Annotated in this window: 13 protein-coding genes; 7 read left to right on the top strand and 6 right to left on the bottom strand. The window is 66.8% G+C overall.

What is annotated here, in order from left to right; all coding sequences use genetic code 11:
• Positions 1-81 precede the first annotated feature (81 nt).
• The 6 genes from rpsT to STE01S_RS02320 all read left to right on the top strand — a co-directional run bounded on the left by rpsT (position 82) and on the right by STE01S_RS02320 (position 6,040).
• Positions 82-345: a 30S ribosomal protein S20 gene (gene rpsT, locus STE01S_RS02345; RefSeq protein ID WP_003048739.1), complete on the top strand. Its 264-nt coding sequence runs from the start codon at positions 82-84 to the stop codon at positions 343-345.
• A gap of 503 nt (positions 346-848) precedes the next feature.
• Entirely contained in the window at positions 849-2,219 is a 1,371-nt protein-coding gene (dnaA, locus tag STE01S_RS02340; RefSeq protein WP_062764624.1) for a chromosomal replication initiator protein DnaA, read from the top strand.
• 194 nt (positions 2,220-2,413) lie between these two features.
• A complete protein-coding gene (locus tag STE01S_RS02335; protein ID WP_062764410.1) occupies positions 2,414-3,937 on the top strand; it encodes an acyl-CoA synthetase in 1,524 nt (507 codons plus the stop codon).
• Positions 3,934-4,584 (top strand): TetR/AcrR family transcriptional regulator, encoded by a 651-nt coding sequence (locus STE01S_RS02330; RefSeq protein ID WP_003048746.1) that lies wholly within the window; start codon positions 3,934-3,936, stop codon positions 4,582-4,584. Before STE01S_RS02335 ends, STE01S_RS02330 begins: the two co-directional genes overlap by 4 nt.
• A 29-nt stretch (positions 4,585-4,613) precedes the next feature.
• Positions 4,614-5,225: a 2-hydroxychromene-2-carboxylate isomerase gene (locus STE01S_RS02325; RefSeq protein WP_062764408.1), complete on the top strand. Its 612-nt coding sequence runs from the start codon at positions 4,614-4,616 to the stop codon at positions 5,223-5,225.
• An 11-nt stretch (positions 5,226-5,236) separates the two neighbouring features.
• Positions 5,237-6,040, top strand: a complete 804-nt coding sequence (locus tag STE01S_RS02320) for a crotonase/enoyl-CoA hydratase family protein (RefSeq protein WP_062764406.1) — start codon at positions 5,237-5,239, stop codon at positions 6,038-6,040.
• A 25-nt stretch (positions 6,041-6,065) separates the two neighbouring features.
• Here the strand turns inward: STE01S_RS02320 and STE01S_RS02315 are convergent, their stop codons facing one another.
• Genes STE01S_RS02315 through crcB form a run of 5 tightly spaced genes read right to left on the bottom strand, consistent with a single transcriptional unit; the run spans position 6,066 to position 9,220 of the window.
• Positions 6,066-6,755, bottom strand: coding sequence for an ATP12 family chaperone protein (locus STE01S_RS02315; RefSeq protein ID WP_062764404.1), 690 nt, complete (start codon positions 6,753-6,755; stop codon positions 6,066-6,068).
• Complete coding sequence (locus STE01S_RS02310) at positions 6,752-6,988, bottom strand: hypothetical protein (RefSeq protein WP_003048754.1); 237 nt, start codon at positions 6,986-6,988, stop codon at positions 6,752-6,754. Before STE01S_RS02310 ends, STE01S_RS02315 begins: the two co-directional genes overlap by 4 nt.
• Positions 6,985-7,608, bottom strand: a complete 624-nt coding sequence (locus STE01S_RS02305) for an FMN-binding negative transcriptional regulator (RefSeq protein ID WP_062764402.1) — start codon at positions 7,606-7,608, stop codon at positions 6,985-6,987. The genes STE01S_RS02310 and STE01S_RS02305 overlap by 4 nt, the downstream gene beginning before the upstream one ends.
• Positions 7,608-8,846, bottom strand: a complete 1,239-nt coding sequence (locus STE01S_RS02300) for an RluA family pseudouridine synthase (protein WP_062764400.1) — start codon at positions 8,844-8,846, stop codon at positions 7,608-7,610. The genes STE01S_RS02305 and STE01S_RS02300 overlap by 1 nt, the downstream gene beginning before the upstream one ends.
• The gene (gene crcB / locus STE01S_RS02295; RefSeq protein WP_062764398.1) at positions 8,843-9,220 is read right to left on the bottom strand and encodes a fluoride efflux transporter CrcB; all 378 of its coding nucleotides are present in this window, start codon (positions 9,218-9,220) and stop codon (positions 8,843-8,845) included. The genes STE01S_RS02300 and crcB overlap by 4 nt, the downstream gene beginning before the upstream one ends.
• A gap of 287 nt (positions 9,221-9,507) precedes the next feature.
• On the opposite strand from crcB, the gene STE01S_RS02290 reads away from it, so the two are divergent.
• Complete coding sequence (locus tag STE01S_RS02290) at positions 9,508-10,521, top strand: helix-turn-helix domain-containing protein (protein ID WP_062764396.1); 1,014 nt, start codon at positions 9,508-9,510, stop codon at positions 10,519-10,521.
• Positions 10,522-10,632: 111 nt separating this feature from the next.
• Here the strand turns inward: STE01S_RS02290 and STE01S_RS02285 are convergent, their stop codons facing one another.
• The gene (locus STE01S_RS02285) at positions 10,633-12,036 is read right to left on the bottom strand and encodes an SPOR domain-containing protein (protein ID WP_062764394.1); all 1,404 of its coding nucleotides are present in this window, start codon (positions 12,034-12,036) and stop codon (positions 10,633-10,635) included.
• Between the last annotated feature and the right edge of the window lie 26 nt (positions 12,037-12,062).

Here is a 12,062-nt window from a genome sequence, read left to right as displayed (position 1 = left end):
ATTCGCCGTCCACGCGCGATTCGGCTGCTCCGCTGCTGCTGTGCTCCGACCGTTGAACCGATTGGATATTTTGAGGAACTTATGGCCAATACGCCGCAGGCAAAAAAGCGCATCCGTCGCAACAGCGCGCGCACGCTGATCAACAAGAATCGCGTGTCGCGCATCCGCACGCTCGTGAAGAAGGTCGAAAACGCGGTTGCCGCCGGCGACAAGGCCGCCGCGACTGCAGCGCTCGCAGCGGCGCAGCCCGAAATGGCGCGCGGCGTTGCCAAGGGCGTCCTCCACAAGAACACGGTTGCGCGCAAATATTCGCGCCTGACCAAGAGCGTGAACGCGATCGCCTGATCCGCGCACGCCGCACCGTCCCGAAAGGGCACAAAAAAGGACCCGCCGGCCAAGCGCCCGCGGGTCCTTTTTTGTTACAGCGCGATGGCAAAGCTGTTGCAGCGCGGTAAGTGACGGATTTATCGCGATTCGTTTACCATGACGTTTTCGCGTCGCATTAAACATATGAAAAATATAGGAAATATTGCCCTCCAACGCGTTTCCGCGCCCCCTTGCGAGTCAAGAATTTTATTTCAGATTTTTTACGCTCCGCACCCTTGATCGACTCGTCTCCCCCTGCCTAGAAAAAGGCGTCGTTGGCCTTCGCCGGCGGCCGCCACATCGACATGATTCGGAAAGCTTCGGGCTGCGCGCCCGGGACAGGATGCTTGCGCCCCGGCGTGGGCGCCCGGATCGGCATGTGGTGGGCTGCGGGGCGATCGGGCCGCCGTGGGGGCATATCGGGGGCATGGATTGTGGTGCAAAGCGGGGACAGGCGTGACGACAAAGCAGGCATGGAAGCGATGAACGCCGATGCCGCGACGCTTTGGCCGCGCGTGGCCGAAGGGCTGCGCCGCGATCTGGGCGCGCGCACCTTCGACCATTGGCTGAAGCCCGTCCGTTTCGCCGAATATTGCACCCTGTCGGGCGTCGTGACGCTGGAAACCGCGAGCCGCTTTTCGGCCAACTGGATCAACGAACGATTCGGCGAGCGCCTCGAACTGGCGTGGCGCCAACTACTGCCCGCGGTGCGCAGCGTGTCGGTGCGCGGCGGAGTCGCCGCTGCCGAGCGGGCGACCGTGCTCGCCTCGGCGCCGCTGCCGAGCTTCGAGGCGTCAGCGCCGGCTGCCGTGCGCGCCGCCAATCCCGCGCTGCTCGGCTTCGATCCGCGGCTCTGTTTCGATCGCTTCGTCGTCGCGCGCTCGAACATCCTCGCTGCCAATGCGGCGCGCCGCATGGCGATGGTGGAAACGCCGCAGTTCAACCCGCTCTATCTCTGCTCGGGCACCGGGCAGGGCAAGACGCATCTCCTGCAGGCGATCGCGCAGGACTATGCTGCCGCGCATCCGACCGCGACCATCATCCTGATGTCGGCGGAAAAATTCATGCTCGAATTCGTCGGCGCGATGCGCGGCGGCGACATGATGGCGTTCAAGGCGCGGCTCCGCGCTGCCGATCTGCTGCTCCTCGACGATCTGCAATTCGTGATCGGCAAGAATTCGACGCAGGAAGAGCTGCTGCACACGATCGACGACCTGATGACCGCGGGCAAGCGGCTCGTCGTCACCGCCGACCGGCCGCCCGCGATGCTCGACGGGGTCGAGGCGCGGCTGCTGTCGCGCCTGTCGGGCGGGCTTGTCGCCGATATCGAGGCCCCCGAGGACGATCTGCGCGAACGCATCATCCGCCAGCGCCTTACCGCCATGCCGATGGTCGAAGTGCCCGACGACGTCGTCGCCTATCTGGTCCGCCATTTCACGCGCAACATCCGCGAACTCGAAGGCGCACTCAACAAGCTGCTCGCCTATGCCGCGCTGACCGGCGCCAGGGTCGATCTGGCGCTCGCCGAAGATCGGCTCGCCGAAAATGTCCGCAGCGCGCGCCCGCGGATCACGATCGAGGAAATCCAGCGTGCGGTCTGTGCCCATTACCGGCTCGACAAGGCCGAAATGGCGTCGAAACGCCGCGTCCGCGCGGTCGCGCGCCCGCGCCAGGTCGCGATGTATCTCGCCAAGGAACTGACGCCGCGCTCCTATCCCGAGATCGGCCGCCGCTTTGGCGGGCGCGACCATTCGACGGTGATCCACGCGGTCCGCACGGTCGAGGCGCTGCGCGTGACCGACAGCGAACTCGACGCCGAAATCGCCGCGATCCGGCGCAGCCTCAACAACTGATCCACAGACTTATACCGGGCTTATCCCCGGACTTTTGCCGGGATCGGCGGGCGCTTCGGCCGCCGCGAAACTGCGCCCATTTTGACATCGGCATATCCTAGGGTCTTCACCCTACGGCGGCTTGACCGAAAGTTTCAGCTTGCTACTGATCGCGGGACATAAAGAAACCAAAAGCCCCTTGGAGAAGATGCCCGATGCACCCGTCTGTTCATGCCGCCAGTTCGCCCGACAAACCCGCGGTGATCGTCGCCGAAACCGGCGAGACGATCAGCTATGCCGAGCTCGACGCAGCGTCGAACCGCGCCGCGCAGCTGTTTCGCAGCCACGGGCTGAAGCATGACGATGTCGTTGCCTTCATGCTGGAAAACACCCCGCATTATTATGGTCTGACCTGGGGCGCCCAGCGCGCGGGGCTGCGCTATGTCTGCATCTCGTCGCGGCTGACGCAGGACGAGACCGACTATATCCTTGAAAATTCGGGCGCAAAGATGCTCGTCGTCTCGGCGAGCCTCGCGTCCGCGGCGCTCCAGCTCGAAACGCGGATCGAGCGCTATTCGATGGGGGGCGAGATTGCCGGATGGACCCGAATCGAGGACGCGCTGGCCGCGATGCCCGCGACGCGCATCGCCGACGAACGCGCCGGGGTCGACATGCTCTATTCGTCGGGGACGACCGGCCGGCCAAAGGGGGTCAAGGTACCGCTGCCCGAAGAGGAGGAGATCGACGCGCCGAACAGCCTCGTGATGCTCGCCTCGGCGGCGTTCGGGATCAACGCCGACAGCATCTATCTTTCGCCCGCGCCGCTCTATCACGCCGCTCCGCTCCGCTGGTCGATGACGATCCACCGGCTTGGCGGCACCGTCGTGCTGATGAAGAAATTCGATCCCGAAGCCGCGCTGGCGGCGATCCAGCATTATCGCTGCAACGCGGCGCAGTTCGTGCCCACCCATTTCGTCCGCATGCTCAAATTGCCCGCGGAGGTGCGTGCGCAATATGACGTGTCGTCGATGAAGAGCGCGATCCACGCTGCGGCGCCGTGCCCGGTCCCGGTCAAGCAGGCGATGATCGACTGGTGGGGGCCGGTGCTGCTCGAATATTATGCGGGGTCGGAGGGCAATGGCATGACCTTCGCCACCAGCCAGGACTGGCTGGCGCACAAGGGCACCGTCGGCCGCGCGATCCTGGGGATCGTCCACATCGTCGGCGAGGACAATGAAACCGAAGTGCCGGTGGGCGAGGAGGGTGCGGTCTTCTTCGAAAGCGACAATGTGTTCGAATATCACGACGACCCCGAAAAGACCGCGTCGAGCCGCAATTCGAAGGGCTGGTCGACACTCGGCGACGTCGGCAAGCTCGATGCCGACGGCTTCCTTTATCTCACCGACCGCAAGAGCTTCATGATCATTTCGGGTGGGGTAAACATCTATCCGCAGGAGATCGAAAACCATCTCGTCACCCATCCCAAAGTTGCCGATGTCGCGGTCGTCGGCGGCCCGCACGAGGAAATGGGCGAGGAGGTGATCGCGGTGATTCAGCCCGCCGACATGGCCGACGCGACCGATGAATTCCGCGACGAGCTTGGCGCCTATGCGCGCCAGAAACTGTCGGGCGTGAAGGTGCCGCGCCGCATCGATTTCATGGAGGCGCTGCCGCGCCACGATACGGGCAAGCTCTACAAGCGGCTGCTGCGCGACCAATATTGGGAAAAGAAGGCGTGAACGCACCCCGCGTCAAGACGCGCGACCGTATCCTCGCCGCCGCGCTGCGCCTGTTCAACGAACAGCGCTTCGGCAGCGTATCGACCGCGGCGATCGCCGCCGATGTCGGGATCGCCGAGGGCAATCTCTGGTATCATTTCCGAAGCAAGCGCGCGCTCCTCGACGCGATCAGCGCCGATTTCGCCGAGGCGATCGAAGAGCGGCTGCAACTGCAGCCGTCCGATGACGGCGATCTGATCGAAGAATATGTCGCACTGCTCGCCTGCATGCAGCGCGAGCTCCATACCTTCCGCTTTCTCTATCGCGACCGCGCCGATTATGGCGAATCGAGCCCGATCATTCTCGACCACATCGACGGCTGGTACGAACGCGTGCACGGCCAGCTGATGCTCTATCTCGGCGCGATGATCGATCGCGGCTACCTCGACTGGTCGCGCGCGCGGCTCGGCGATCTTTGCACCAATGCGCTCGTGATCCTGCGCTTCGGCCTCGAATATCAGCGCGAGATGGACCCGGCGGCGGTCGGCGACCTCGATAGCGCGCGCTGGACGGTCGAACGGCATTTGACCTTGTTCGAGGACCGGCTCGATCCCGCTGTGGCGCGCCGCTTCCACCGCGCGATCGAACAGGCCGACCTGCAGGCCTGACGCGCCTTTTCATTTGCAAAGGATCGATCATGCCGCGCCATCTGGAATTCTTTTTCGACCTGTCGTCGCCCTGGACCTATCTGGCGTTCACCAACGTCCAGCCGCTGATCGCGCGCACCGGCGCCAGCGCGACCTTTCGGCCGATCCTGGTCGGCGGGGTGTTCAACGCGGTGAACCAATCGGTCTATGCGGTGCGCGAACAGAGCGACAATCGCAAGCTGCAACATAGCTGGAAAGTGCTGGGGGACTGGGCGCGGCTCGCGGGGGTGGAGATGAATTTCCCCTCCCGCTGGCATCCGGCAAAGAGCGTCGCGGCGATGCGCTTCGCCACCGCGCTCGAGCCCGATCAACCGGCGCTGATCGCCTTCGCCCGGGCGGCGTTCGAATCCTATTTCGGCGCGCAAGACAATCTCGACGACCCTGCGGTGCTCGAAGCGGCAGCAACGCGCGCGGGCCTCGACGGCGCGGCGATCCGCGATGCGGCGGCGAGCGATGCGGTCAAGGCGCGGCTGCGCGCCAATACCGACGAGGTGATCGCGCGCGGCGGCTATGGTTCGCCGTCGATGTTCGTCGACGGCGATGATATGTATTTCGGCAACGACCAACTGCCGCTCGTCGAAGCGGCGCTTTTGAAAGCCTGAGAGGACTCTCCATGCAGGACCGTATTTCGATCACCATGCTCGACGACGGCATCGCCGACGTCCGCCTGATCCGCACCGACAAGATGAACGCGCTCGACGGGGCGATGTGGGAGGCGCTTGCGGCGGCGGTCGACCAGCTCAAGGCGACCGCGGGGCTGCGCGTCGTCGTCCTGTCGGGCGAGGGGCGCGCCTTTTGCGCCGGACTCGATCTCTCCAGCCTCGGCGGCGAGCGCGATCCGGGCGCAAGCAGCGCTGGCGGCGGGCTCGCCGAACGGACGCGCGGCCTTGCCAACAACGCGCAATATGCCGCCTGGGGCTGGCGCGAACTGCCGGTGCCGGTGATTGCGGCAGTACACGGCGTCGCCTTTGGCGCGGGCAGCCAGATCATGGCCGCCGCCGATATCCGCATCGTTCATCCCGATACGCGCATCGCGATCATGGAAATGCGCTGGGGCCTTGTCCCCGATGTCGCCGGCATGGCGCTGTGGCGCACCCAGGTTGCCGACGACGTGCTGCGCGAGATGATCTACACCAACCGCGAATTCAATGGCGTCGAGGCGAAGGCGCTGGGCTTTGCGACGCATGTCGCCGAAGAACCGCTCGCCAAGGCGATGGAACTCGCGGCGGTGATCGCGGGCAAGAATCCGCATGCGATCCGGGGCGCGAAGCGGCTGTGCAACATGCTTGCCGACGCGAGCGATGCCGAAATCCTGCAGGCAGAAAGCGACGAACAGATAAAGGTCATCCGCACCCCCAATCAGATGGAGGCGGTGATGGCGCATATGCAGAAACGCAAGCCCGACTTCGCCGATTGACCGGAGGCGTCAGAGCATCGATTCATCAGAGTAAGCGCAAGAACCGCGCCGCATTGCCCCAATCGGCGGCGCGGCGGGCGCGCGCCTTTTGCGCTTCGCTGTCGGCGCCCCAGCGGCGTTCCTGATACAGCTCGTCGAGGCTGACCGCCCCCCACAGCATGTCGGCGGCGAACGCGTCTTCGACGAGCGCGAGCCCGGCGACGAGCGAACCGCCGATGGTGACGAGCGGCGACAGCGGCGCGAGGCGAAAGGGATCGAGCGCGTGCACCGCCTCGCGCAGCGCCGCCACCGTTGCGGCGGGCTGGTCGATCGGGAGCACGCCCTGCGCCAGCGCGAATTCGATGCCGTGCCGCGCCTCCGCCCAGGCGAGCAGCGGATTCCAGGCCGCCGCCTGTTCGCCTTGCAGCGCGGCATCGCGGTCGTCGCGGTAGCAGAGAAGGTCGGTCTGGGCATAGGCGGCGATGGTTTCGGCAAAGGCCGCGCGGTCGCCCGTCGCCAGATCGATCGCGGCGTTGGCGATACCGGTCATCGGCATCGCCGCCGGATCGATGTCGCTGCCCTGCGCATTCCATTCGGCGGCGATCGCTTCGGCAAGCTCCTCGCTCGGCACCACCAGCGGCGCGCGCGCGGGGGTGCGCACCGGGCGCCCGTCAAGCGCGATGCCCCGGCCGCCGTCCTGCGGGACGGTCGTGGCAGTCTTCCAGAAGCGTTTCATGGCGCGGGCGGTGTCCGCCAGCGGCGCGCCAGGATGCGCGGCATGATTGCGAAATCGAACACGCCGGTCAGGACGACGATCACGCCGATCCAGCGATCGGTGGGCTGACCGGCGATGGCCCAGCCGCCCCGGATCAGCACGAAACCCGCCATGATGAAAAGCGCGCCGACGATTCGCATCGCCGACAGCGCGAAAAAGCGCTTCTTGGCCAGCCGGTCCTGTTCGTTGCTCATGCCCCCGCCTTATCGCCTGCGAGCTGGCGCATCAAATGCGCGAGGGCGCCGTGGCCCGTCCGCTCGATTCCCGCTGCCACGCGCTCGCGCTCGGCTGCATCCTTGTTCTGCGACAGTTTCACCGTCGGCCGCCATGCGCTGATCCGCATCTCGAAGCCGGTGATTGCGCCGGTCAACCGCGCGAAATGGTTGGCGTCCATCTTGGCGCGCGTCCACGGCGGATTTTCGCCGGCGCGTGCCTCGTGCAGCGTCGACAGCGTGTCGAGCTGCGCGACCAGTTCGGCATCGCCCAGCTTGCGCGCCACGCCTTCCATCTCGACCGCGACATAATTCCACGTCGGCACCGCGGTTGCGGCGTCGGCGTACCAGTTGGCGCTGACATAGGCATCGGGGCCCTGCACCACCGCGAGTGCCGGCGCGCCGGCAAGATGCTTCGTCAGCCCGTTACCGCGCGCGAGGTGGAATTGCAGCGTCGTCGCGTCGGCGCTGAGCACGACGGGGGCGTGGGCGACGCGTGGGCCGTCGGGCGTCGCCGCGAAAATGGCGGCAAAGCCGATTTCGCGCACCAGCAGCGCGGCGAGATCGTCCTGCCGGGGCCGGAACGCCGGATTGGGGTGCATCAGCGCGGCTTTCGCGGCGCCGGACCGCGGGCGCCCGTCTTGGCGGCGCCGGGCTTCGCCGGGCCGCGCTTTGCAGGCGGTTTGCCGCCCGGCTTCGGTGCACCGGATTTCGCCGTCCCCGGTTTCGACTTCGCTGGTTTGGCCGCCCCCGGTTTCGATTGGACCTTCGCTTCGGCACGGCCGCGCCGTTCGCCGCGCCTTGCCTTGCGCACCTGCTTCGCATGCGCCTTGGCCTTCGCCTTCTGCACCGTCTTGGTCGATGCGCGCGGCGCCTCTTCGGTCAGGAGGTCGCCGAGCAGCGGGTCGAAGCCCAGCGCTTCCAGGCTTTCGGCGAAATGCGGCGGCAGCGGCGCGCTGATGTCGATCGCGCCGCCATCGGGATGGTCGATGCGCAGCCGGCGGCTGTGCAGGTGCAGTTTGCGGCTGATCGTGCCGGTCAGGAACGCGCCCTTGCCGCCATATTTGCCGTCGCCGACGATCGGATGGCCGATCGCCGCCATATGGACGCGCAATTGATGCGTGCGGCCGGTCAGCGGCTGCAGTTCGACCCACGCCGCACTGTTGCCCGCGCGTTCGATGACGCGATAGCGCGATTTCGACGGCAGGCCTTTTTCGTCGACGTGCATCTTCTCGCCGCCCGATCCGGGTTGCTTGGCGAGCGGCAGGTCGATCTCGCCCTGCGCGATGTCGGGGACGCCGACAACGATCGCCCAATAGGTCTTGCGCGCGCTGCGGTTCGAAAATGCCTTCGCGAACCAGGCAGCGGCGCGCGGGGTGCGCGCGACGAGCAGCGCGCCCGACGTATCCTTGTCGAGCCGGTGGACCAGCTTGGGGCGCACGGCGGCATCGCCCTGCAGGGCGCCGAGCAGGCCGTCGACATGACTGTCGGTCTTCGTTCCGCCCTGCGTCGCGAGGCCCGGCGGCTTGTCGAGCACCAGCGCGCTCTTGTCGCGGTGGATAACCATCGCTTCGGCGAGCGCGACATCGGCCGGCGACAGCGCTTTTTCCTTGCGCGGCCGGGGGCCGGATGGCGCCGCGGGCGGCACCGGCATCGCGATTGTCTGCCCCGCCTCGATCCGGTCCGAGACATCGGCCTTGCGCCCGTCGATGGTCAGCTCGCCCGACCGGGCCCAGCGCGCGATCAGCGCGTGGGGCGTGCCGGGCCGGTGCCGTTTGAACCAGCGGTCGAGGCGGATGCCGTCATCTTCTTCGGCGACAATGGCGCTGTCGCCGCTCATGCCGGAAGCTGCCGTATCGTCGCCATTCCGACGCCGCACGCCGCAATGCCGATGATGACCGACGCGCCGACATAGGCAGCCGCCTGCGCCATCTGGCCGCGTTCGAACAAAGTCCAGAATTCCATGCTGAAAGAGGAGAAGGTGGTGAAGCCGCCCAGCACCCCGACGCCCAGGAACAGTCGGGCCTGATCGCTGCCGCCGCTGCGCGCGAGCCAGCCGATCAGCAGCCCCATCATCAAGCTGCCGGCGATATTGACCGACAACGTCCACCAGGGAAAGCCGGGGCCAAGCCGCGCGAGCAGGATCTGGCCGACCAGGTGCCGCGCACCCGCGCCGATCGCACCGCCGACCATGACAGGGAAAAGTCCGTTCATCCGCTCGCCCTAGCCGCAAAAGCGCGTGGCGCAAAGCGGGCGATCGCCCGTTGATGGTCGCATCGCTCCCTGTCGGCGACCGGGATCATCGCCAAGGGGGCTTGACGATGAGAACAAAACATGTCCAGATCGGACCTTCTTCCCGTCCGTCGGCGCGCGTCGACTCAGGCTATCGTTGTGCTTGGGTCCGTTTCGGCGGCAAATGGGAACGAACAAAAGGTGAATAGAGCCGCTGTGACGGCATAGTTGTACCGCGATGGACCAGGGCGACAGGGAAGGGCGTCGAAATGGAACAGATGATCGATATGCGACCGGCGAAACCGGTCTTTCCTTTAGGGCTGAACGAAACGCGGACGGCATGGTCGGCGCCGCGCGACGAAGGGGCGCCGGCGCGCCTGCTTTTTGTCGGCTGCGATGCGGCCTGTCCCGACGTTGACCGTGTCGCGGGGGTGCGGCTTGTCGCGGCGGTGCCGTCGATGCGCGCCGCGGGGCATCTGCGCGCGATGATCGCCGCCGACATATTGTGGATCGCCGGAGCGGAGGCGATCGAGAGCGAAACCTTCGCCGACCTGATGGCGGCGGCGGCCGAACGGCAATGCGGCCTTGTCTGCGAAACGACGCTTGCCGCGCTCGATCGCGTCGCTGCTGCCGTGCCTGACGCTTTGCGCACCCAATGGCTGGTCGATGCCGACCCCGCCGAACGCCTCGTCGCGCTTGCCGCAGCGCGCCCGTCGGCGCGGCTCGCCGTCCACGATATTTCGCGCGACGAGGCGATGGAGCGGATCGACCGGTTGCAGGATGAGGTGGCGCGCATTTCGCGTCTGCTGGGCGAACTCGCGGGGCAGCCGGGACTGGCGGGGGCGCCGCGCCCGGGTGGCGGCATCGTCGGCTATGACGCCGGCGTGCGCGCGCCGACGCGCGATTTTTCGGTGATGCCGCGCAGTTTCGAACCCGAAGAGCGCACCCGCGACCGTCAGCGCGCCAAGGCGGTGCGCCACATGCTGCGCCAGCGCCGGATGCGCGAGCAATATTTCGCCGCCGATCTGTTCGCCGATCCCGCCTGGGACATGCTGCTCGATCTCTATGCGGCGCGGCTCGAGCGGCAGCCGGTGTCGGTGTCGAGCTTGTGCATCGCCGCCGCGGTCCCCGCGACGACGGCGCTGCGCTGGATCAAGACGATGACCGATGCGGGGATTTTCCTGCGCGAAGCCGATCCGCAGGACGGGCGGCGCATCTTCATCGCGCTGTCCGACGGCGCGAACGAGGCGATGGCGCGCTATTTCGAGGCGCTCGACGAATAGGCGTCGGCGCGCCCAGGGGAGAGGGCCTTCAAACGCGAAAGGGGCGCGGCCCCCCGGCTACGCCCCTTTCCCCCCTCAACCCCTTCCTCTGGTGGAAGGGGCAAACTTTGTTCAGCGCGCGGCCATGCGCACCGGCTTGCCCGCCGATGCCCACTGGATCGCCTCGCTGCCGCCCATTTCGCGGACGAAGCAGCTCTGGCCCTGGGCCTTGAGGCTGCTGCACAGCTTCACGGCGTCGGCGCGCGAGCCGAGTCCGTTCACCGTCAGGCGGAAGAAAGTGCGGCCATCGACGACCGCCGAATGGCTCGAAGCCGGATATGCGGCCAGCACGCCGTTGCGCTTTTTCAGCACGCCCCATTTTTCCTTGGCGATGCCCAGGCTGTCATAGGCGCCGAGCTGGACGGCCCAGCCCTGCGGCTTGGCGGCATCGAAAGCGGCGACGCGCGGCATGACCTTGGCGACCAGTTCCTTCGCTTCGGGCGAGGGCTTGCGAACATAATCGCCCGCGACGCGCGGTGCGGCGCGATAGGGCTTGGCGTCGGCCATGATGACCGGCGCGGCCTTGGGCTGCGGCAGATCGGTGACGGGCACGACGCCATTGGCGTCGCGTTGCGGCATCGGCAGTTCGACCGTGCGGATAGCGCTGTCGGCACTGGCGAGCAGCGGCGGCGGCGGCGCAAACTGATCGACCGGCGCGGGATCGGCGCTCGCCAGAACCGGGGCGTCGGTGGCCGGCGCGGTGTCGGCGGCGGCCATCTGCGTACCGGCGAAATTGCTGAGCGCAAGGCGCACCGGCATCCCAGCATCCTGTTGCGGCGTCGTGCCGATCAGGCTCGCGACGCGAAGTTGAGAGTTGGGCTGTTCGGCCAGTTTCGACCATTCGGCCATGCGCGTTTCCACCTTCGCGAGCGACAGATCCTGCGACGCGACGATGCGCGCCTGCGCCCAGCGGCCCGACAGGGCAAGCGCCAGCGCCAGATTCTGCCGCGTGCGCGCGGTCGCGCCTTCGGCGCGCGCGGCTTCGGTCAGGATATAGATCGCCGATTCGGTGTCACCGGCCAGCGCGAGCGCGAGGCCGAGATCGGGGGCCGGAACGGTATCGAAATTTTCCTTGAGCAGCGACACCGCCTGCGACGTCTTGCCCTGCGCGATGTGCGCCAGCGTCATCGCCAGCACCGTGTTGCTGTCCTTGACGCCCAGCTCCATCGCTTCCGACAGGGCGTCGGTCGCCGAGGCGAAGCGTCCGTCGTTCAGATAGGCCTGGCCGAGCAGCGCGCGGTAATGGCCGTCGCGCGGGCTTGCCGCGACCGCGGCTTCGGCAAGACCGACCGCCTTGCTGACCTTGCCGTCCTCAAGGGCGGCACGCGCCTTCTCGGCCGACGCGGCGGCAACCTCGGGCTTGCCCGCGGCATCGTTCGGCCCCGCGGCGACCTTGCCGGGTGCGGCGCACCCGGTCGTGGTAACGCCCAGGACAAAGCCCGAAACGGCCAGCTTCATCAGCATGTTGCGGTTCATGTCAGGTCCCCCTTTATCTGGTCCGG

The organism is Sphingopyxis terrae subsp. terrae NBRC 15098, assembly GCF_001598815.1.
GTDB lineage: Bacteria > Pseudomonadota > Alphaproteobacteria > Sphingomonadales > Sphingomonadaceae > Sphingopyxis > Sphingopyxis terrae.
This window is presented reverse-complemented; position numbering and strand designations above follow the sequence as displayed.

Coding starts and splice junctions, on each gene's coding strand:
- rpsT (WP_003048739.1), top strand. CDS start 82: ATGGCCAATACGCCGCAGGCAAAAAAGCGCATCCGTCGCAACAGCGCG.
- dnaA (WP_062764624.1), top strand. CDS start 849: ATGAACGCCGATGCCGCGACGCTTTGGCCGCGCGTGGCCGAAGGGCTG.
- STE01S_RS02335 (WP_062764410.1), top strand. CDS start 2,414: ATGCACCCGTCTGTTCATGCCGCCAGTTCGCCCGACAAACCCGCGGTG.
- STE01S_RS02325 (WP_062764408.1), top strand. CDS start 4,614: ATGCCGCGCCATCTGGAATTCTTTTTCGACCTGTCGTCGCCCTGGACC.
- STE01S_RS02320 (WP_062764406.1), top strand. CDS start 5,237: ATGCAGGACCGTATTTCGATCACCATGCTCGACGACGGCATCGCCGAC.
- STE01S_RS02315 (WP_062764404.1), bottom strand. CDS start 6,755: ATGAAACGCTTCTGGAAGACTGCCACGACCGTCCCGCAGGACGGCGGC.
- STE01S_RS02310 (WP_003048754.1), bottom strand. CDS start 6,988: ATGAGCAACGAACAGGACCGGCTGGCCAAGAAGCGCTTTTTCGCGCTG.
- STE01S_RS02305 (WP_062764402.1), bottom strand. CDS start 7,608: ATGCACCCCAATCCGGCGTTCCGGCCCCGGCAGGACGATCTCGCCGCG.
- STE01S_RS02300 (WP_062764400.1), bottom strand. CDS start 8,846: ATGAGCGGCGACAGCGCCATTGTCGCCGAAGAAGATGACGGCATCCGC.
- crcB (WP_062764398.1), bottom strand. CDS start 9,220: ATGAACGGACTTTTCCCTGTCATGGTCGGCGGTGCGATCGGCGCGGGT.
- STE01S_RS02290 (WP_062764396.1), top strand. CDS start 9,508: ATGGAACAGATGATCGATATGCGACCGGCGAAACCGGTCTTTCCTTTA.
- STE01S_RS02285 (WP_062764394.1), bottom strand. CDS start 12,036: ATGAACCGCAACATGCTGATGAAGCTGGCCGTTTCGGGCTTTGTCCTG.